This is a genomic window from Pseudomonas poae RE*1-1-14, assembly GCF_000336465.1.
In the GTDB taxonomy this organism is placed as follows: domain Bacteria; phylum Pseudomonadota; class Gammaproteobacteria; order Pseudomonadales; family Pseudomonadaceae; genus Aquipseudomonas; species Aquipseudomonas poae.
Window position 1 is genome coordinate 2,153,929 of the sequence record NC_020209.1, and the last position, 19,434, is coordinate 2,173,362.

At 61.4% G+C, this 19,434-nt stretch carries 17 protein-coding genes; 11 read left to right on the forward strand and 6 right to left on the reverse strand.

Annotation, left to right across the window (positions count from 1 at the left end; all coding sequences use genetic code 11):
- Window positions 1-46 precede the first annotated feature (46 nt).
- From H045_RS09405 to H045_RS09415, 3 genes are all read left to right on the forward strand, one after another.
- The gene (locus H045_RS09405) at window positions 47-553 is read left to right on the forward strand and encodes a GAF domain-containing protein (protein WP_003236489.1); all 507 of its coding nucleotides are present in this window, start codon (window positions 47-49) and stop codon (window positions 551-553) included.
- Between the two features lie 96 nt (window positions 554-649).
- On the forward strand, window positions 650-1,861 hold the full coding sequence (locus H045_RS09410) for an MFS transporter (RefSeq protein WP_041931485.1): 1,212 nt from the start codon (window positions 650-652) through the stop codon (window positions 1,859-1,861).
- 110 nt (window positions 1,862-1,971) lie between these two features.
- Window positions 1,972-3,138 carry a GGDEF domain-containing protein gene (locus H045_RS09415; RefSeq protein WP_003236485.1) on the forward strand — a complete coding sequence of 389 codons (1,167 nt, stop codon included), beginning with the start codon at window positions 1,972-1,974 and terminating at the stop codon, window positions 3,136-3,138.
- Here the strand turns inward: H045_RS09415 and H045_RS09420 are convergent.
- Window positions 3,135-3,440 (reverse strand): DUF2834 domain-containing protein, encoded by a 306-nt coding sequence (locus H045_RS09420; RefSeq protein WP_003236482.1) that lies wholly within the window; start codon window positions 3,438-3,440, stop codon window positions 3,135-3,137. The two genes, H045_RS09415 and H045_RS09420, sit on opposite strands and share 4 nt — an antisense overlap.
- Before the next feature lie 116 nt (window positions 3,441-3,556).
- Here H045_RS09420 and H045_RS09425 point away from each other — a divergent pair, with 116 nt between their 5' ends.
- Window positions 3,557-5,266: an amidase gene (locus H045_RS09425; protein WP_015372203.1), complete on the forward strand. Its 1,710-nt coding sequence runs from the start codon at window positions 3,557-3,559 to the stop codon at window positions 5,264-5,266.
- Between the two features lie 365 nt (window positions 5,267-5,631).
- Here the strand turns inward: H045_RS09425 and H045_RS09430 are convergent, their stop codons facing one another.
- Window positions 5,632-5,844, reverse strand: a complete 213-nt coding sequence (locus tag H045_RS09430; protein WP_015372204.1) for a DUF6434 domain-containing protein — start codon at window positions 5,842-5,844, stop codon at window positions 5,632-5,634.
- A 152-nt stretch (window positions 5,845-5,996) separates the two neighbouring features.
- Here H045_RS09430 and H045_RS09435 point away from each other — a divergent pair, with 152 nt between their 5' ends.
- Both H045_RS09435 and yghX read left to right on the forward strand, forming a co-directional pair.
- On the forward strand, window positions 5,997-6,428 hold the full coding sequence (locus tag H045_RS09435; protein ID WP_015372205.1) for a nuclear transport factor 2 family protein: 432 nt from the start codon (window positions 5,997-5,999) through the stop codon (window positions 6,426-6,428).
- Window positions 6,429-6,479: 51 nt separating this feature from the next.
- Entirely contained in the window at window positions 6,480-7,367 is an 888-nt protein-coding gene (gene yghX / locus H045_RS09440; protein WP_015372206.1) for a YghX family hydrolase, read from the forward strand.
- Here the strand turns inward: yghX and H045_RS09445 are convergent, their stop codons facing one another.
- Entirely contained in the window at window positions 7,368-8,552 is a 1,185-nt protein-coding gene (locus H045_RS09445) for a DUF2252 family protein (protein ID WP_015372207.1), read from the reverse strand.
- Between the two features lie 148 nt (window positions 8,553-8,700).
- On the opposite strand from H045_RS09445, the gene ampC reads away from it, so the two are divergent.
- Window positions 8,701-9,843, forward strand: coding sequence for a class C beta-lactamase (ampC, locus tag H045_RS09450; RefSeq protein ID WP_015372208.1), 1,143 nt, complete (start codon window positions 8,701-8,703; stop codon window positions 9,841-9,843).
- A gap of 17 nt (window positions 9,844-9,860) precedes the next feature.
- Here the strand turns inward: ampC and H045_RS09455 are convergent, their stop codons facing one another.
- Window positions 9,861-10,463 carry a MiaE family protein gene (locus tag H045_RS09455; protein ID WP_015372209.1) on the reverse strand — a complete coding sequence of 201 codons (603 nt, stop codon included), beginning with the start codon at window positions 10,461-10,463 and terminating at the stop codon, window positions 9,861-9,863.
- A 148-nt stretch (window positions 10,464-10,611) separates the two neighbouring features.
- Between H045_RS09455 and H045_RS09460 the strand changes: the two genes are divergently transcribed.
- Together H045_RS09460 and acnB are read left to right on the forward strand one after the other, a co-directional pair.
- Complete coding sequence (locus H045_RS09460) at window positions 10,612-11,475, forward strand: universal stress protein (protein WP_003236468.1); 864 nt, start codon at window positions 10,612-10,614, stop codon at window positions 11,473-11,475.
- A 699-nt stretch (window positions 11,476-12,174) separates the two neighbouring features.
- Window positions 12,175-14,784 (forward strand): bifunctional aconitate hydratase 2/2-methylisocitrate dehydratase, encoded by a 2,610-nt coding sequence (gene acnB, locus H045_RS09465; protein WP_003236466.1) that lies wholly within the window; start codon window positions 12,175-12,177, stop codon window positions 14,782-14,784.
- A 153-nt stretch (window positions 14,785-14,937) separates the two neighbouring features.
- On the opposite strand, the gene H045_RS09470 is transcribed toward acnB, so the two are convergent.
- Complete coding sequence (locus tag H045_RS09470; RefSeq protein ID WP_015372210.1) at window positions 14,938-16,215, reverse strand: serine/threonine transporter; 1,278 nt, start codon at window positions 16,213-16,215, stop codon at window positions 14,938-14,940.
- 201 nt (window positions 16,216-16,416) lie between these two features.
- Window positions 16,417-16,749 carry a hypothetical protein gene (locus tag H045_RS09475; protein ID WP_015372211.1) on the reverse strand — a complete coding sequence of 111 codons (333 nt, stop codon included), beginning with the start codon at window positions 16,747-16,749 and terminating at the stop codon, window positions 16,417-16,419.
- Between the two features lie 512 nt (window positions 16,750-17,261).
- Between H045_RS09475 and H045_RS09480 the strand changes: the two genes are divergently transcribed.
- Together H045_RS09480 and H045_RS09485 are read left to right on the forward strand one after the other, a co-directional pair.
- Window positions 17,262-18,215, forward strand: a complete 954-nt coding sequence (locus H045_RS09480) for a 2-hydroxyacid dehydrogenase (protein ID WP_015372212.1) — start codon at window positions 17,262-17,264, stop codon at window positions 18,213-18,215.
- A 129-nt stretch (window positions 18,216-18,344) separates the two neighbouring features.
- Entirely contained in the window at window positions 18,345-19,412 is a 1,068-nt protein-coding gene (locus tag H045_RS09485; protein WP_015372213.1) for a phosphotransferase family protein, read from the forward strand.
- The last annotated feature ends 22 nt before the right edge of the window (window positions 19,413-19,434 follow it).

Consider the following 19,434-nt stretch of genomic DNA (forward strand, 5'->3'; position numbering starts at 1 on the left):
GACTGTACGAGGTGGCTCCGGCCACCTCGTTTCTGGAGTGTTCCGCATGGTTCCAAGCGTCATCGCCCCACAATCATTGCTCAGCGCGGACGAACGCGCTGCCATTGCCGAAATCGAGGCCACCACCAGCATCCTGCAACTGGTCACACGCCTGACCGGCATGCGCTTTGCCGGGATCGCCAAATTCACCGACGTCGAGTGGGTCGTCTGCTCGGTCTATGACCCTTCGGGCATGGGCATCAATGCCAACGACGTGCTGGACCTGGAAACCACCCTGTGCAGCGAGTTCTGCATCAACCCCACTGCCCTGTTCATTCCGCAAGTGAGCAAAAGCGGGCGGTTCGCGGTGCGCCCGGTGGTCAAGCAATTCGACATCGAAAGCTACGCCGGCGCGCCGATCTTCCTCCCCGATGGCCGTCTCTATGGCGCCCTGTGCGCCCTGGATTCACGCGCGATGTTGTTTGACGACCCCAACCTGCCGGAAACCCTGAGCCTGTTCGCTCGGTTGATCGGCTGCATCTTCTACGCAAACCTGTCGGTGTCCGAGCAATAGCGTCATTCCCGCAGCACAGGCCTCGAAACAATTAGAAATGAGCTGCCAGCTGAAGTACTGTCAGCCCCTGTTAGCTGCCTTGTATGGAATGCCTGCATGTCGACCGTCACCGCCACACCCTCCGCTGCCACGGCTGCGCCCCAAATAAGTCCGTTGGTCATGCGCGTTTTGGGCGCCTGCGCCCTGGCGCACCTGATCAACGACCTGATCCAGGCCGTGCTGCCGTCGATCTACCCGATGCTCAAGGCCAATTATGGGCTGAGCTTCACCCAGGTCGGCCTGATTACCCTTACGTTCCAGCTCACGGCTTCGTTGCTGCAACCCTGGATCGGCTACCACACCGACCGTCACCCCAAGCCCTGGCTGCTGCCGGCTGGCATGGTGTGCACTCTGGTCGGCATTCTGATGCTGGCGTTCGTCGGCAATTTCCCGGCCATTCTGATGGCGGCGGCGCTGGTGGGCGTGGGCTCGTCGACCTTCCACCCGGAAACCTCGCGGGTCGCACGCCTGGCCTCGGGCGGACGCTACGGCTTGGCGCAATCGACCTTCCAGGTGGGCGGCAACACCGGCAGTGCCTTCGGCCCGTTGCTGGCGGCGGCGATCATCATTCCCTACGGCCAGACCCATATCGCCTGGTTCGGCCTGTTTGCCGTATTCGCCATTCTGGTGCTGTACGGCCTGAGCCGCTGGTACCGCCACCACCTCAACCTGTTCAAACTCAAACAGGGCGGCAAGGCCACCCACGGTTTGTCCAAAGGCCGGGTGACCTTTGCTCTGGTGGTGCTGGCAACACTGGTGTTTTCCAAATACTTCTACATGACCAGCCTCACCAGCTACTTCACCTTTTACCTCATCGAAAAATTCCAGCTGTCGGTGTCCAGCTCGCAGATGTACCTGTTCCTGTTCCTTGGCGCCGTGGCTGTGGGTACCTTTGCAGGCGGCCCGATTGGCGACCGGATCGGCCGCAAGAAAGTCATCTGGTTCTCGATCCTCGGCGCGGCGCCGTTCACTCTCGCCCTGCCCTACGTCGACCTGTTCTGGACCGCCGTGCTCAGCGTGGTGATCGGTTTCGTCCTCGCCTCGGCATTCTCGGCCATCGTGGTGTTCGCTCAGGAGCTGGTTCCGGGCAACGTGGGGATGATCGCCGGGGTGTTCTTCGGGCTGATGTTCGGTTTCAGCGGCATCGGCGCGGCGCTGCTGGGCCTGCTCGCAGACAATCACGGTATCGAGCACGTGTACAAGATCTGCTCGTTCCTGCCATTGGTGGGTATCCTGACGATCTTGCTGCCGTCGACCAAAGGCGTGTGATCAACCGGCCATCTGATATCACTGCGCCACCACCCTGAAAGCTCCGAAAAACCTGCGTGTGCGCTTACAATCGCGTTTTTAAACGCACACCCAGGCAATCCGGCACCAACATGACGCTCGACCCCCCTACGATTCTGGCACTGACCGTTGCCCTGGCAGCCGCTGCCGCCCTTTACCTTGCGATTGAATGGCACAGCGTGCGTGAACCGTCGCTGTTGTTCTGGGCCAGCGGTTTCGCCACCATCGGCATCGGCTCCACCCTGGCCTTGCTGCGCATCAACGGCTTTTTAATGATCGGCATCTGGCTGGCCAATGGCTTGCTGGTGAGCGCACACGTGCTGTTTCTGCTCGGCGTTGCACGGTTTACCCAAGTAAAGCTCTCGCGAGCCTGGTTGCTGATGCTTGCCGTGTGGTTCGGCATGCTGGCGCTGCCGGCCGATCTGCCATGGTCCAAGGCCATGCTGGGCGTGCAGTCGTTGCTGGTGGCGTTGCCGACGCTGCGGGCGAGTTATCTGCTGCGGCCCCACGGCAGCTCGCTGAGCATCGGCGCGGTGCAGCTGCGCTACGTGTTGCGCTTTCATGGGGGTTTTTATGTGGTCAAGGCGCTGTCGGTATTGATACCGGGCGCGCTGATCGACCTGGCCTCGTTCAAGGGCGAAATCATCCAGATTTCCCTGGTGGAGGGCGCCATGGCGATCATGCTGATTGCGCTGTCGATGACCGGCTCCGAGCGCCATCGCCGCGAACAGCAGATCGCCCGACTGGCCGCCCGCGACCCGCTGACCGCCCTCTACAACCGCCGCGCCCTGGAACTGCGGGCACCGCGCCTGCTGGCCAAGGTGTCGTCAACGCAAGCCGGGGCGCTGTTGCTGATCGACATCGACAACTTCAAGCTGGTCAACGACCTCTACGGCCATAACGCCGGCGACCGCCTGCTGATCGGCCTCAGCGAACTGATCCGCAGCACGACGCCCCAGGGCGCGCTGTCGGCCCGCCTGGGCGGCGATGAGTTCGTGATCCTGCTGGGCAACACCTCAAGGCAGCAGATCATCGAACTGGGCAGCCACCTGCGCGAGCAATTCCAGCATCTGGCCGCGCAAGCGTTCACCACGCCGGCGCCGGTCACCCTGAGCATCGGCGCCAACCTGTTCGACCAACCGCCCGCCTCATTGGCCGCGGTGATCGAACTGGGCGACACCGCGCTCTACGAAACCAAACGTGGCGGGCGCGACAGCCTGCAACTGGTGGACCGCACCGGGGCGGGAGGCTTGCGCTAGCGTCGCGCGAATCCATTCACGACGATATACAGCAGCGGCCCCACCGACACGAATACCGCCGTCAGCAAAAAGTACGGCAGCAGTGAGACAACCGACCGCCCTCTCGCCTTGGCATCGCGGTACATCCACACACAGGCCAGCGCCGCCATCAGGTACAGGTCGATCACCACCTGGGCGGTGTCCGGGCGCGCCATCAACTCGCGTCCGAAGGCCAGCAGCGATTGCTCGGCGGTTAACATCGTCGCCACGGTGTACAACGAAAACCCGATCAGAGCGATCAGGGCAATATAGGGTCTTGGCATCTTCTCCTCCCTGGAGCGTGAATCTTCAAAGCGCTCACCTTAGCAGTAAGCTGGCACTGTGAAATATCTGTACGTAGACTGCCGCCATACCCCCACTTGAAGGCGGCGAAAAGAACGTGATGCAAGTTACCGAAGTCTCGATTGCCCAATTGCGCGCTGCGCTTGAATCTGGCCAGACCACCGCCGTTGAACTGGTCAAGGCGTATCTGGCGCGGATCGATGCCTATGACGGCCCGCACACCGCTACCGCGTTGAACGCCGTGGTGGTGCGCAACCCTGATGCGTTGAAAGAGGCCGAGGCGTCCGATGCGCGCCGGGCCAAAGGTGAAACGCTCGGGCCGCTGGATGGCATTCCGTATACCGCCAAAGACAGTTATCTGGTCAAGGGCCTCACCGCTGCATCCGGCAGCCCGGCGTTTGCCAGGCTGGTCGCACAGCGTGATGCGTTCACCATTGAACGGCTGCGTGGCGGTGGCGCCATCTGCCTGGGCAAGACCAACATGCCGCCGATGGCCAATGGCGGCATGCAGCGCGGCGTGTATGGCCGGGCCGAGAGCCCCTATAACGCCGATTACCTGACCGCGCCCTTTGCGTCCGGCTCGTCCAACGGCGCCGGCACGGCCACGGCGGCGAGTTTTGCGGCGTTCGGGCTGGCCGAGGAAACCTGGTCGAGCGGGCGAGGCCCGGCGTCGAATAACGGCCTGTGCGCCTACACCCCGTCACGCGGAGTGATTTCGGTGCGCGGCAACTGGCCGCTGACCCCGACCATGGACGTGGTGGTGCCGTTCGCGCGCACCATGGCCGACCTGCTGGAAGTGCTCGACGTGGTGGTGGCCGAAGACCCCGACACCCGAGGCGACCTGTGGCGCCTGCAGCCGTGGGTGCCGCTCCCAAGCGTTACGTCGGTGCGTCCGGCGTCCTACGCAGCACTCGCGACCGGCAGCGCCGCCCTCGTCGGCAAACGCTTTGGCGTGCCGCGCATGTACATCAATGCCGACCCCGAGGCCGGCACCAGCGAAAAGCCCGGCATCGGCGGCCCCACCGGGCAGAAAATCAACACCCGCGCGACGGTGATCGACCTGTGGCAGGCCGCACGCCAGGCGCTCGAAGCAGCGGGAGCCGAAGTGATCGAAGTGGATTTCCCGCTGGTGTCCAACTGCGAAGGCGACCGCCCCGGCGCGCCGACCGTGTTTACCCGTGGCTTGGTATCCAAAGAGTTCCTGCACGATGAATTGTGGGAACTCTCAGCCTGGGCTTTCGATGACTTCCTGCGCGCCAACGGCGATCCGGCGCTTAACCGCCTGGCCGATGTGGACGGCCCGCAGATCTTCCCCCACGACCCCGGCACCCTGCCCAACCGCGAAGACGATCTGGCCGCCGGCATGGACGAATACGTGCGCATGGCCCAGCGCGGTATCACGCCGTGGAACGAAATCGCCACCCTGGCCGAAGGCCTGCGCGGCCTGGAACACACGCGCCGCGTCGACCTGGAAGACTGGATGGACGCACGCGGACTTGACGCCGTGCTGTTCCCCACCGTGGCCGACGTGGGCCCGGCCGATGCGGACGTGAACGAAGCGTCCGCCGACATCGCCTGGAGCAACGGTGTGTGGGTGGCCAATGGCAACCTCGCCATCCGCCATCTGGGCGTGCCTACCGTCACCGTGCCGATGGGCGTGATGGCGGACATCGGCATGCCGGTCGGCCTGACCTTCGCCGGCCGAGCCTACGATGACTCGGCGCTGCTGGGCTTTGCTGCGGCGTATGAAGCTACTGGCAGCCAGCGCCTGGTGCCGCCGCGCACGCCGCCGCTGGCGACTGAATGACAAGCTGAATACAAATTAGAGGATCGCGAAACGCCCCGTGGCGAGCGGGCTGGCCCCGCGTTGGGGTGCGAAGCGCCCCCAATCCAGCAAAGCGCGGTGTACCTGATACGGCTCAGCGCCTGGTATTGGGGCTGCTACGCATCCCAACGCAGGACAAGCCTGCTCGCCACATTGTGTACAGGGTTCGGCAGACAATCTCGGTCGGCTATAAGGCCGCCGCGCTCTTGATCTTGATCTGAGGCGCCCCGTCAAACACGCTGGCCGAACGCAGGCTTTGGGGTCTTTCCAAAAGTGAGCCGCCGCAAGAGCGGAACCTTAAGTCACCGTTACCGCAGCAACAGATATGTACACCGAAAAACAGAGGTTTAAACGCCGGCCTGCCGGCGTTGCCACTCGTCCACCGCATCCCCCAGCGTCTTGGGCGCGCCGTCGCGGATCCAGGCCATGAATGGACGATCGAACCTGAACGCCGCACCACAGTGTTCAAGCATGAATCGGCGTACGTTCTGGGTGTTCTTGTAGCTTGAGGTGACAGGCGTGGCGCGGGTCAGGCTGTCGCTGTGCCAGTTGAATTCCATTCTCTCGCTCGCAGGTATCGGGTGATTGGGTATCAGCATAGTCCTTTCAAGATATTTCAAAAATTCACTTTCCTTCCCTTCCGAATCTATTGCATGGTTGTACGACGACTCACCTAATGAGTGTGCACCCCCCACAACAATAAGGAATCCCCATGCAAACCTTCAAAGTGCTGATCGGTTTTCTGTGCCTGTTCACCGGCTACGTCGTCGCTGCGCCTGCCCCTGCCGAAAAAGAAGTTGCCCAGGCCGTCGACCAACTGACCCAGGCCATGCTGCACCTGGACCTCAAGCAGCTCAACGCACTCACATCCGACACCCTCACCTACGGTCACTCCAGCGGCAAGGTGCAGAATAAAGCGCAATTTATCGCCGACCTGGAAAACCACGTCAGCGCGTTCAAGACCCTCGAAATGCAGAACCAGACCATCACCCTTAACGGTGACACCGCCCTGGTGCGCAATCACTTTCACGCCCTGGCGGTAAACAGCGGCGTCGAGGTGCCGACCGATATCGACAACTTCCAGGTCTGGCAGAAGCAAAAAGGCAAGTGGCTGCTGATCGGTCGTCAGGCTTACAAGTACTGATTCGGCTTAGTGGTCTACAGTGTCTGCCACCGCCAATCGAGGAGTGCACCGATGACTCGTCTCACTGCCAAAGACTTCGCCCCCGAACTGCTGGAGCTCTACGACGGCTACGCCCATGGCAAGCTCAACCGCCGCGAATTTCTCGATCGTGCCGCGCTGTTCACCTTCGGCGGCCTGACCGCGTCGGCGCTGCTCGCGGCGCTGAGCCCCAACTATGCGCTGGCCGAGCAGGTGAAGTTCACCGATCCGGATATCGTGGCCGACTACATCACCTACCCCTCGCCCAAGGGCAACGGCACAGTGCGCGGCTATCAGGTACGCCCTGCAAAAGCGGCAGGCAAGCTGCCGGCGGTGGTGGTGGTCCACGAAAACCGTGGCCTTAACCCCTACATCGAAGACGTCGCCCGACGCCTGGCCAAGGCCGGTTTCATTGCCCTGGCGCCCGATGGCCTGACCTCGGTGGGCGGCTATCCCGGCAACGATGAAAAAGGCGTTGCGCTGCAACAAACCGTCGATCCGACCAAGCTGATGAACGACTTCTTCGCCGCCATCGAATGGCTGATGCACCACGACGAGAGCACCGGCAAAGTCGGCATCACTGGTTTTTGCTACGGCGGCGGCGTGACCAATGCGGCGGCAGTGGCCTATCCGGAACTGGGCGCGGCCGTGTCGTTCTACGGCCGCCAGCCCGAGGCGAGGGATGTGCCGCGCATCAAGGCGCCGCTCATGCTGCATTACGGCGAGCTGGACACGCGGATCAACGAAGGCTGGCCGGCCTATGAACAGGCGCTGAAAGCGGCTGGTACGCACTATGAGGCGTTCATCTACAAGGGCGCCAACCATGGCTTTCACAACGACTCGACACCAAGGTACGACGAGGCGGCGGCGAACCTGGCGTGGGAACGCACCCTGGGCTGGTTCAATAAGTACCTGGTCTGATCAGTGTTCCAGCGCATACCGCCGGCAATGGTCAAGGTAGCCCTGCTCGTGGCTGCCCACCAGTTGCACCACGCTGGTCCATAGCCAGGACGGTGCGTCCAGCTGCCGTGAGCGGTTTTCCTGCAACATGGCCATCCAATCCCTGCGCGTCGCCCGATCCATTTGCCGGGCATGGGCGATGCCAACCACACGGGCCAGGTAACCGGCGGCGTGCATGGCGTCGATCTCACTCAACTCGTCCAGCTCCAGCTTCATGTCCTGGGGCAACAGCTCGCGGATGAAAAAACCGTGATCCAGAAAACGCGTCGCCAGCATGCGCTCACCCAGGCCCGGTGACAGCTGGCGGGCGCCTTCCACCACACGCCGGCCGTTGTCCCGTGGCATTTTTGCGCGTGCCGCACGCGGAGCCGCTGCACCGACGGCTTCCTTGATGTCGATCAGGCAGTATTCCTCATCTTCCTTGTCGCCCACGCGCAGCAATGCCGCGTAACGCAGCAGACCGAGCGAGCTGCACCCCTTGACCCAATAAGCCGAGTCCATCAGTTCGACGCTGGCGTCCTTGGGGCGCCCCTTGAGCGAGGTCACCAGGTGGTGAAGCTCATCGGAGCCGCACAAGGTCTGCAACGCGCTTTTTTCCGCGCGGGACAATGCCCAGAAATGCTTGCCCAGAGGGATGGTCGGACGTGCGTCATCAATGCGCTCGCGGGCCAGGTGCTTCCAGGTGCGTTCCACCGCGCTGCGCATCCCGGCCTTGACCTGGGACGGCCGTGGCGGCACTTCATCCGGCCTGTCCTTGAAGGCCTGCGCGTAGCCCAGCATCATTTCTTCGAGCATGCGGGCCGTGGTCACTCCGGGCAGGTCCGAGCCCCGCGCGGCGGTGGCCAGGGATAACGCCAGGCGCACCAGGTCATGGGCCGGGTTGCCGATCACGGTCTGGTCGAGGTCGCGGATATGCATGTCGATGCGACCGTTGTTGTCGCCGGTCGGCCCCAGGTTACCCGCGTGGCAATCGCCACAGATCCAGATCGGCGGCCCGCTGGGCAGACGTCGACCGGGCAGGCTGTGCAGCCATTCGTAGAATTGGACGGTACTGCCGCGCACGTAGGCATGGGCCGAACGGGCCATCTTGAGATTACGCAGTTGGGTCAGGTGCGGTATGCGGGCGGAGGGACGCGGCGTTTTCATTGACGGACTCTATACGGGTGTAGCGATAGAGCTTCGCGGGCGAGCAAATGTTTCATTATGTTTCGTAAAAGGTTTACCGAAGGGCTGGGGTAAACCGCCGGTATTTGCGAAACTTGCCCACCCTCTTTATCTGCCATGGAAGCGACCCATGCCTCGATTCATCCCGTCTGTCACGGCCCTTGCGCTGTTTATTGGCGCAAGCCACTGCCTGGCCGCGACCGACCTGCGCGCCGTGGTGGACGCCAGCGTCAAGTCGCTGATGCAACAGCAAGCCATCCCCGGTTTGGTCGTTGGGGTGCTGCAGGACGGCAAAGCGCAGTACTTCAGCTACGGCGTGGCGGACAAGCAAAGCGGGCAATCCGTCAGTGAGAACACCCTGTTCGAAGTCGGCTCGGTGAGCAAAACGTTCACCGCCACCCTCGCAGGCTATGCCGTGGCCACCGGCAAACTGACCCTCGATCAGCCTGCCAGCCACTACCTGCCGGCACTCAAGGGCGGCCGGTTCGATCACATCAGCGTGCTCAACCTGGGCACCTACACCGCTGGCGGCCTGCCGCTGCAATTTCCCCAGGAGGCGGATGCCAGCCAGCGCATGATCGGCTATTTCCAGCAGTGGCAACCCGCGTTTGCCCCTGGCACCCAGCGGCTGTATTCCAACCCAAGCCTGGGCCTGTTTGGTTATCTGGCGGCGCAAAGCCTGGGGCAGCCATTCGATCAATTGATGGAAAAGACCTTGCTGCCCAGGCTTGGGCTGAAGCACACCTTCCTGAAAGTCCCTCTAAACAAGATGAGCTTGTACGCCCAAGGCTATGACAGCAAAGGAAAACCTGTACGCGTTGGCGCAGGCGCAATGGACAGTGAAGCCTATGGCATCAAGACCAGCGCGGCGGACCTGCTGCACTACGTGGACGTCAACATTAACCCCGCTGGCCAGGCAAAACTCGTTCAGCAGGCCATTGCGCTTACCCATACCGGCTACTACACCGTCAATGGCATGACGCAGGGCCTGGGCTGGGAAATGTACCCATACCCGATCGCGCTGGACGCCCTGATTGATGGCAACTCCACACAAATGGCCGTGGAGCCGCACAAGGTCGAGTGGCTGACACCTGCGCGCGCGCCCCATGCGGACACGCTGGTGAACAAGACCGGTTCCACCAATGGTTTCGGCGCGTATGTGGCCTATGTGCCGAGCAAGCGCTTGGGCGTGGTCATCCTGGCGAACAGTAACTACCCGAACAGCGAGCGCGTAAAGGTGGCCCATGGGATCCTGAAGGCGCTGGCCCCTTGATCACCTCGCTGATCACCTCAGGCAGGTACGCCACTGTGAAAGCGGAACTCGACATCGGCTGACTCGATCAGCTCCTGTTCGGCCGCCCTCACCCGCTCGATGACCTGGGCGATGTCAGCCGCATCGCCATACTGATACGCGAGTTTCAAATAACCCTGGAAATGCCGCGCCTCGCTTTTCAGCAAACCGAAGTAGAACCTGCCGAGTTCTTCGTCCAGATGCGGCACCAGGGCTTCGAAGCGCTCGCAACTGCGCGCTTCGATAAAGGCGCCGACCACCAGTGTATCCACCAGTTTGACCGGCTCGTGGTTGCGCACCACCTTGCGCAACGCCGAGGCGTAGCGGCCGGCCGACAACTGGCGCAGCTCGACCTTGCGCTTTTTGATAAGGCGCATCACCTGTTCGTGGTGCACCAGTTCTTCGCGGGCCAGGCGCGACATCATGTTGATCAGGTCGACATGGCCGTGGTACTTGGCGATCAGGCTGAGGGCGGTACTGGCCGCCTTGAATTCGCAGTTCTTGTGGTCGATCAGCAGGGTGTCCTGATCGGCCAGCGCGGCCTGAACCCAGGCATCGGGGGTGCGGCAGCCGAGGAATTGGTGGATGTCGGGCAGGTTCATCAGGCTCACGGGCAAAGGATCACAAAAGGGCGCCGATTATACCGAGCGCGCCGCAGACCACCAGCCGCCAACCTTGACGTGTATCAAGATGACGAATGCCGGGCAGCAACTATAGTTGTTGCAGTCCACGTTCATGGAGGTGCCGACCATGCAAGCCATCCGCAGCATCCTGGTGATTATCGAGCCCGAACAGGCCGACAGCCTGGCCCTCAGGCGCGCCAGGCTGATCGCCGGCGTGACCGGCGCGCACCTGCACTTGCTGGTGTGCGACAGGCGGCACGAGCACTCGGCGCTGCTGAGCCAGCTCAAGGCCGGCTTGCGGGAGGACGGCTACAGCGTCACCACCGAACAGGCATGGAATGACAGCCTGCATGAAACCATCATCGACGTGCAGCAGGCCGAGGGTTGCGGCCTGGTGATCAAGCAGCACATGCCCGACAGCCCGCTGAAAAAGGCCCTGCTGACCCCGGCGGACTGGAAACTGCTGCGCTACTGCCCGACGCCGGTGCTGCTGGTGAAGACCTCTACGCCGTGGAGCGGTGGCGTGATCCTCGCCGCGATCGATGTGGGCAATACCGACAGCGAACATCGCGCGCTGCACGACTCGATCATCGACCATGGCTTCGAAATTGCCAGCCTGGCCAAGGCGCAACTGCATGTGATCAGCGCCCACCCATCGCCAATGCTGGCGGCGGCCGATCCGACGTTCCAGCTCAGGGAAACCATCGCGGCGCGTTATCGCGAGCAGTGCAAGGCGTTCCAGGCGCAATTCGATGTGGACGACGCGCATCTGCATATCGAGGAAGGCCCGGCCGATGTACTGATCCCGTTTGCGGCGCACAAATGGCAGGCGGCGGTGACGATCATCGGCACCGTGGCGCGCACCGGGATTTCCGGAGCGTTGATTGGTAATACGGCGGAGGTGGTGCTCGATGCGGTGGAGAGCGATGTGCTGGTGCTGAAACCGCAGACCCTGATGGATCACCTTGAAGAGCTGGCCATCAACTCCTGAGACGATGAAGATTAACGGTGGGCGGCGGCACCAAGTCGTCGACTGAGCGCTGTCGTCCGCCAAACGGAAGCTTCTGTGGTGAGCGGGCTTGCCCAAATGCCGTTCAGTTAAGCGCAGATTCCCCTGTGGCGAGCAGGCTTGTCCTGCGTTGGGCTGCGCAGCAGCCCCAATACCAGGCGCTGAGCCGTATCAGGTACACCGCGCTTTGCTGGATTGGGGGCGCTTCGCACCCCAACGCGGGGCAAGCCCGCTCGCCACAGGGATGTGGTTGTGTGAAACCTCAGATCCTGACGTCATCTGATGAGAGGGCACTACACGAACCAGCGAAACAGTCGGCCATGTTAGCCCTATGTCTAAGCCCGATCACCCGGCAAACTTGGCCAGGCAACTTACCTTTAGATTTTTTTTGCCGTAGAATCACCCGGCCTTGTAAGGCGCCAATAATCCGCTGGAAGCTGTTTTCAAAGCGTCACGAGCACAGTCGTTCCTTCAGAACGGTGTTGGCGATGGTCAATGACTCGGTAGGTCAAGCCCTCGCCAACCCTCATCAGTTTCGTTCTGCAGGCGTAAAACTTTGAAAGCAGCTTCTGTGAGAGATGCCGGCAGCGCTGGCTTTGCGGCCCAAAAAGCCCCCGAGCGCATGCGTGCCGATCATTTCTGGATGAGCGTCCCGTGGGACCACTGATGAGGGTAATAACTGTGCTTGAAGCCTACCGCAAACATATCGAAGAGCGTGCAGCCCTGGGTATTGTTCCCCAGCCGCTTAACGCCGAACAAACCGCAGGCCTGGTCGAGCTGCTGAAAAATCCTCCTGCCGGCGAAGAAGCATTCCTCGTTGACCTGATCACCAACCGCATTCCACCAGGCGTTGACGAAGCTGCCTACGTCAAGGCCGGTTTCCTTTCCGCCCTGGCCAAGGGCGAAGCCACTTCCCCCCTGATCGACAAGAAACGCGCCGTTGAACTGCTTGGCACCATGCAAGGCGGCTATAACATCGTGACGTTGGTCGAGCTGCTGGACGACGCCACGCTGGCGCCTGTCGCGGCCGCCCAGCTCAAGCACACCCTGCTGATGTTCGACGCGTTCCACGACGTGGCTGAAAAAGCCAAGAACGGCAATGAGCATGCCAAAGGCGTGCTCCAGTCCTGGGCTGACGGCGAATGGTTCCGCAACCGCCCTACCCTGGCCGACAAGATCAGCCTGCGCGTGTTCAAGGTCACTGGCGAAACCAACACCGACGACCTGTCGCCGGCACCAGACGCCTGGTCGCGCCCTGACATCCCGCTGCACGCCCTTGCAATGCTGAAAATGGCCCGCGAAGGCATCGTGCCGGACGAGCAAGGCAAAACCGGCCCGATGAAGCAGATCGAAGAGATGCGCGGCCAGGGCTTCCCGATCGCCTACGTCGGTGACGTGGTCGGTACCGGTTCGTCGCGCAAATCGGCCACCAACTCGGTGCTGTGGTTCTTCGGCGACGACGTGCCTTACGTGCCGAACAAGCGCGCCGGCGGCTTCTGCTTCGGCAGCAAGATTGCGCCGATCTTCTACAACACCATGGAAGATGCTGGCGCTCTGCCGATCGAGTTCGACGTCAGCAACATCAACATGGGCGACGTGATCGACCTGTACCCGCACGCTGGCAAAGTCTGCAAGCACGGGACCGACGAGGTCATCACCACCTTCGAAATGAAGACCCCGGTGCTGTTGGACGAAGTCCGTGCCGGCGGCCGTATCCCTCTGATCATCGGCCGTGGCCTGACCGACAAGGCACGCGCTGAACTGGGCCTGGGCCCTACCGACCTGTTCAAGCTGCCTGAAGCCCCAGTCGACACCGGCAAGGGTTTCACCCTGGCGCAGAAGATGGTCGGCAAGGCCTGCGGCCTGCCGGAAGGCAAAGGCGTGCGTCCCGGCACCTACTGCGAACCGAAGATGACCACCGTCGGTTCTCAGGACACCACCGGTCCAATGACCCGTGACGAACTCAAAGACCTGGCGTGCCTGGGCTTCTCGACCGATCTGGTGATGCAGTCCTTCTGCCACACCGCGGCTTATCCAAAGCCGATCGACGTGACCACCCACCACACCCTGCCTGACTTCATCATGACCCGTGGCGGCGTATCGCTGCGTCCAGGCGACGGCATCATCCACAGCTGGCTGAACCGCATGCTGCTGCCGGACACCGTCGGCACCGGTGGCGACTCCCACACCCGTTTCCCGATGGGCATCTCGTTCCCGGCCGGTTCCGGTCTGGTCGCGTTCGCCGCAGCCACTGGCGTCATGCCGCTGGACATGCCGGAATCGATCCTGGTGCGCTTCAAAGGCAAGATGAAGCCTGGCATCACCCTGCGCGACCTGGTGCACGCCATTCCTTACTACGCGATCCAGTCCGGCTTGCTGACCGTAGAAAAGAAAGGCAAGAAAAACGCCTTCTCCGGCCGCATCCTGGAAATCGAAGGCCTGAACGACCTGACGCTGGAGCAGGCGTTCGAGCTGTCCGACGCCTCTGCCGAACGTTCAGCTGCCGGTTGCACCATCAAGCTGTCCAAAGAGTCGGTCACCGAGTACCTGAACTCCAACATCACCCTGCTGCGCTGGATGATCGGTGAAGGCTACGGCGACCCGCGCACCCTGGAACGTCGTGCCCAAGCGATGGAAGCCTGGGTTGCCAACCCTGAGCTGATGGAAGCCGATGCCGACGCCGAATACGCTGAAATCATCGAGATCGACCTGTCGGAAATCAACGAGCCGATCCTCTGCGCGCCTAACGACCCGGACGATGCCCGTCTGTTGTCCAGCGTTGCCGGTGAGAAGATCGACGAAGTGTTCATCGGTTCGTGCATGACCAACATCGGTCACTTCCGCGCTGCCGGCAAGTTGCTGGAGCAGGTCAAGGGCCAGCTGCCAACCCGTCTGTGGCTGTCGCCGCCGACCAAGATGGACGCTCACCAACTGACCGAAGAAGGCTACTACGGCATCTACGGCAAGGCTGGCGCACGCATGGAAATGCCGGGCTGCTCGCTGTGCATGGGTAACCAGGCACGGGTTGAGCCGAACTCGACGGTTGTCTCCACGTCGACCCGTAACTTCCCGAACCGTCTGGGTGACGGCGCTAACGTCTACCTGGCTTCGGCTGAGCTGGCGGCAGTGGCCTCTACCCTGGGTCGCCTGCCGACTGTCGAAGAGTACATGGGCTACGCAGCGAAACTGGACACCATGGCCAGTGACGTCTACCGCTACCTCAACTTCGACCAGATTGCTGAGTTCCGCAAGATCGCAGCAAGCGCCAACATCCCGGTGATTCAAGCCTAAGGTGTTGATGTGAAAAAACGCCGCGTATCGCAAGGTACGCGGCGTTTTTTTATGCCTGGAATCCAGTATCAGCACCACCACAAAACAAATGTGGGAGGGGCTTGCTCCTCCCACATTTCAGATGTTGAGCAGCCCTGAAAGCTGTGTCAAACCTCAAGCAATAAACGAATACACCAACGCCGTAATCGCCACCACACCCACCGCCGTGACAAACACATTGGACGCCTGCCCACGGTATTTGGCCATCGCGGGCACCTTGCGGATGGCATACATCGGCATCAAAAACAGGATCGATGCAATCACTGGCCCGCCCAGGGTTTCGATCATGCCGAGAATGCTTGGGTTAAGCGTTGCGACCAGCCAGCACACCACCAGCATGAAGGCCGCAGTCATGCGGTCCAGGGTCTTGGGCGCCGGGCGGCGGCCAGTTTTGACGATCAGGCCCTTGAGACCTTCGCTGGCGCCGATGTAGTGGCCCAGGAATGACTTGGCAATCGCCACAAACGCAATCAGCGGGGCGGCGAAGGCGATGGTCGGATTATCGAAGTGGTTGGCCAGGTACGACAGAATCGACAGGTTCTGCGCCTTCGCCTCAGCCAGTTGCGCCGGCGACAGGGTCAGCACGCAGCTGAACACGAAGAACAGCACCATCACCACCATCAACACATGGGCGCGGCACAGAATCTGCGAACTGCGCTCATCGGCGTGGGCGCCGTACTGGCGCTTCTGGTCCACCGCGAAGGCCGAGATGATCGGCGAATGGTTGAACGAAAACACCATCACTGGAATCGCCAGCCACAGGGTGTTGAGCAACGCAGACGGCGCCGGGACCACACTGGCGGTGCTGAGAATGCCGCCAGTCCAGTGCGGCACCAGGTACACCGCGAGGAACAGCAGTGCGACGATAAACGGATACACCATCAGGCTCATGGCTTTGACGATCACCTGTTCACCGCAACGCACAACGGCCAGCAGGCCCAGAATCAGCACGAACGACAGGATCGCCCGTGGCGGCGGCATGATGTGCAGTTGATGCTCCATGAAGCTGCCGACCGTGTTGGTCAGCGCAACGCTGTAGATCAGCAAAATCGGGAAGATCGCAAAGAAGTACAACAGCGTGATCAACGCACCGGCCTTGATACCGAAGTGCTCTTCGACCACGTCGGTGATGTCCGAGCCCTCACGCCCGGACAGCACAAAACGGGTCAGGCCACGGTGCGCAAAGAACGTCATCGGGAACGCCAGCAGTGCCAAAATCACCAGCGGCCAGAAACCGCCGAGGCCCGCGTTGATCGGCAGAAACAGGGTGCCGGCGCCAATCGCCGTGCCGAACAGGCCCAGCATCCAGGTAGTGTCCTGGCGGCTCCAGCTTGAGAGGGTTGCAGGTGTCGTTGCATAGCGTTCGTCGACGCTATTGGCCTGATCATTCATCCGGTCGGATCTCCGCATTGACACGGCCGGGACGAGTCAGAAAACCTGACAGGCAGCGCCCCGACCATGGAAGGGGCTGGATTGTCCGGGATTCTCTTGAAGAAGCAAAGACTTAGCTGAGGAACGGTGAGCGATGCAGGTACCTCAGAATCGCTGCAAGCGCCGAATTCAGGGCGCCGGAGTGCGTACTCGTGCCTGAGACTACAACGCTGAACTTTCCAGGTTTGAATGGCGCAGCTGGTCCTTGATGACGTGCTGTGCAATGTCCAGTTTTTCGATCAGGTCGGCCGTCTCGTGGGCGGTCAATGCCATGACGGGACGATCCCAGTCATGATTTTTTATGACATTTATACGAAAGTCTCCAGCGGCATCAAACTCCGGGTACCACCCTACATCCAGTAAAAAACCTCCAGCGAATTCGACCTGGAGCATGTCCTCCTTCAATAAATCGGTTTGCTTCGCCACAGCGACATGTCGCAATCGCGAGAGATCGTCGTGGGTGATCGTGCCATCGGTAAAGTTTAGTCGGATCAATTTGTTAACCTCCTGAATTCCAGTTCAGAAATCGGATGACCATGGATAGCGCCGCCGCTCAGCTCTACCCGAACCCAACGACTGAGCTTGCCATGGCTGGCACCTATGCAGTGCCGGTACTCCATCACCTTCCAGGGCTTTCCCTTGGTCGTCGGCGTACCAGTTTTATAGGCGTCCCTTTCAAGCTTTCAATAGCAACTCCAGGTCGGTATTTAGCTGGCCCAACCAGCGTACTTGCGATTACCGCTCGCCAGGGAATGAGCGCTGAAGGGCAATGTTTGTATCCATAAGGCGTCCATTCGACATCAACCGGTGTGGCAGGAACAAGCATCCGTGTCGTCTCTGCTGGAAAGAAAGATGACGAAGACTGGCTCAATGAAGCGACGCTGGACGAATGGTCAATAAATTCAGATCCGCCCTACGAAAAAAGAAATTTTTCCACTCCGACAAAACGATCCACCTCACAAATCCCGCATACTCATTCGCTCAAACCCCTCAACAAGAGCGTTGCGATGACCACCACTGTTCTGGTCCTGGTTGAGACCATCAACGAATACCTGCACATCATCGAGAGCAATGACTTTCATGTGATCCTCGCGCCGACACCGGCCGAACGTGACCAGGCGATCAAGGCCCACGGTGCGCAGATCAAGGCTGTGCTGACCCGTGGCCCGCTCGGTCTGTATGCCGAAGAAATCGCCGCGTTGCCGGCGCTGGAAATCATCTGCGTGATCGGCGCCGGTTATGAACACGTGGATCTGCAGGCCGCCAGCAATCGCGGGATCGTCGTGACCAACGGCGCCGGGGTGAATGCGCCGTCGGTGGCAGACCATGCCATGGCGCTGCTGCTGTCACTGGTGCGCGGCATCCCGCAGAACGACGCCGCCGTGCGTCGCGGTGAATGGCCCAAGGTGATGCGCCCTTCCCTGGGCGGCAAACAACTGGGCATTCTCGGGCTCGGCGCGGTAGGCCTGGAGATTGCCAGGCGCGCAGCCCTCGGGTTCGGCATGCAGATCAGCTACCACAACCGCCAGCCCCGCGATGACGTGGACTACACCTACTGCGCCACGGCGGTGGAACTGGCGCGCACGGCGGATTTCCTGATCCTTGCCACCCCCGGCGGCGCCAGCACTCGTCACTTGATCGACCGCCGCGTTCTGGACGCGCTCGGCCCCAATGGCTACCTGGTCAATATCGGCCGTGGCAGCGTGGTGGTCACCGCCGACCTGATCGCCGCCCTTGAGCAACGCCGCATCGGCGGCGCGGCGCTGGATGTGTTCGATGACGAACCCAAGGTGCCCGACACGCTGAAGAAACTCGGCAACACCGTGCTGACCTCCCACGTCGCCGGCCTGTCTCCGGAAGCCGCCCACGACACCGTGCAACGCGTGGCCGACAACCTCACGGAATATTTTGCCGGGCGCCCGGTACTCACGCCCGTCGCTTTGCCAGCGCCCACTAAATGACCGATCAGGCACGTTGATCATCCTCCAACACGCTAACCTATTAAGCCGCCCCGACCTTGTCGCTGGGCGGCGCGGCGCATTAGATTAGCCAATAGTCCAAGGCCTCAAGAATAAGCAGAAGGGATAAGCATGGCGCTGAACGACCAATCAACAACGATTCGCCCAGGCGAAGAACTGGATGCCAGCCTGATCGATCCCTACCTCAAGGCGCACATTCCGGGCCTGAGTGGCGCGGTCACCATCAGCCAATTCCCAGGCGGTGCGTCCAACCTCACGTACCTGCTGGAATACCCGGATCAGGAATTCGTCCTGCGGCGCCCGCCCTTCGGCCACAAGGCCAAGTCCGCCCACGACATGGGCCGCGAGTTCCGCATTCTCAACCAGCTCAAGGACGGCTTCCCCTACTGCCCCAAGGCTTACGTGCACTGCACCGACGAATCGGTGATCGGCGCCGAGTTCTATGTGATGGAGCGCGTCAACGGCATCATTCTACGTTCCGACCTGCCGCCCGAACTGGGCCTGGACGCCTCCCGCACCGAAGCGCTGTGCAAAAGCTTCATCGACAAGTTCGTCGAGTTGCACCGGGTCGACTACAGAGCCTGCGGCCTCGCAGACCTGGGCAAGCCTGAAGGTTACGTGCAACGCCAGATTCGCGGCTGGAGCGAGCGCTATGAAAAAGCGCTGACCCCCGATGCGCCAACGTGGGAAGCCGTACGCGCCTGGCTCAATGACAAGATGCCGGCCGACCACCCTGCCTCCAGCATCGTGCACAACGACTACCGCTTCGATAACGTGATACTCGACCCGCGCAACCCGATGCAAATCATCGGCGTGCTGGACTGGGAACTGACCACGCTGGGCGATCCGCTGATGGACCTGGGCAACACCCTCGCCTACTGGATCGAAGCCGCCGACCCTGCGCCGGTGCAACTGATGCGTCGCCAGCCGAGCAACGCGCCGGGCATGCTCACCCGACGCGAGTTTGTCGACTACTACGCCGAACGCGCCGGCATCCAGATCGACAATTTCGATTTCTACTACACCTACGGCCTGTTCCGCCTGGCCGGCATCGTGCAGCAGATCTACTACCGCTTCTTCCATGGCCAGACCCAGGACAAACGCTTTGCGCAGTTCATTCAGATGAACAAGCTGCTGGAGCAGATGAGCCTGAATGTCATCGGTAAATCCGCGCTCTGATCGTTCACAACAAGGAACCCTC

What these genes read in the sequence shown, in the direction of transcription:
- H045_RS09405 (WP_003236489.1), top strand. Translation starts at nt 47, where the DNA reads ATGGTTCCAAGCGTCATCGCCCCACAATCATTGCTCAGCGCGGACGAA.
- H045_RS09420 (WP_003236482.1), bottom strand. Translation starts at nt 3,440, where the DNA reads ATGCCAAGACCCTATATTGCCCTGATCGCTCTGATCGGGTTTTCGTTG.
- H045_RS09455 (WP_015372209.1), bottom strand. Translation starts at nt 10,463, where the DNA reads ATGAACCTGCCCGACATCCACCAATTCCTCGGCTGCCGCACCCCCGAT.
- H045_RS09415 (WP_003236485.1), top strand. Translation starts at nt 1,972, where the DNA reads ATGACGCTCGACCCCCCTACGATTCTGGCACTGACCGTTGCCCTGGCA.
- ampC (WP_015372208.1), top strand. Translation starts at nt 8,701, where the DNA reads ATGCCTCGATTCATCCCGTCTGTCACGGCCCTTGCGCTGTTTATTGGC.
- H045_RS09410 (WP_041931485.1), top strand. Translation starts at nt 650, where the DNA reads ATGTCGACCGTCACCGCCACACCCTCCGCTGCCACGGCTGCGCCCCAA.
- H045_RS09445 (WP_015372207.1), bottom strand. Translation starts at nt 8,552, where the DNA reads ATGAAAACGCCGCGTCCCTCCGCCCGCATACCGCACCTGACCCAACTG.
- H045_RS09435 (WP_015372205.1), top strand. Translation starts at nt 5,997, where the DNA reads ATGCAAACCTTCAAAGTGCTGATCGGTTTTCTGTGCCTGTTCACCGGC.
- H045_RS09480 (WP_015372212.1), top strand. Translation starts at nt 17,262, where the DNA reads ATGACCACCACTGTTCTGGTCCTGGTTGAGACCATCAACGAATACCTG.
- H045_RS09460 (WP_003236468.1), top strand. Translation starts at nt 10,612, where the DNA reads ATGCAAGCCATCCGCAGCATCCTGGTGATTATCGAGCCCGAACAGGCC.
- H045_RS09430 (WP_015372204.1), bottom strand. Translation starts at nt 5,844, where the DNA reads ATGGAATTCAACTGGCACAGCGACAGCCTGACCCGCGCCACGCCTGTC.
- yghX (WP_015372206.1), top strand. Translation starts at nt 6,480, where the DNA reads ATGACTCGTCTCACTGCCAAAGACTTCGCCCCCGAACTGCTGGAGCTC.
- H045_RS09485 (WP_015372213.1), top strand. Translation starts at nt 18,345, where the DNA reads ATGGCGCTGAACGACCAATCAACAACGATTCGCCCAGGCGAAGAACTG.
- H045_RS09470 (WP_015372210.1), bottom strand. Translation starts at nt 16,215, where the DNA reads ATGAATGATCAGGCCAATAGCGTCGACGAACGCTATGCAACGACACCT.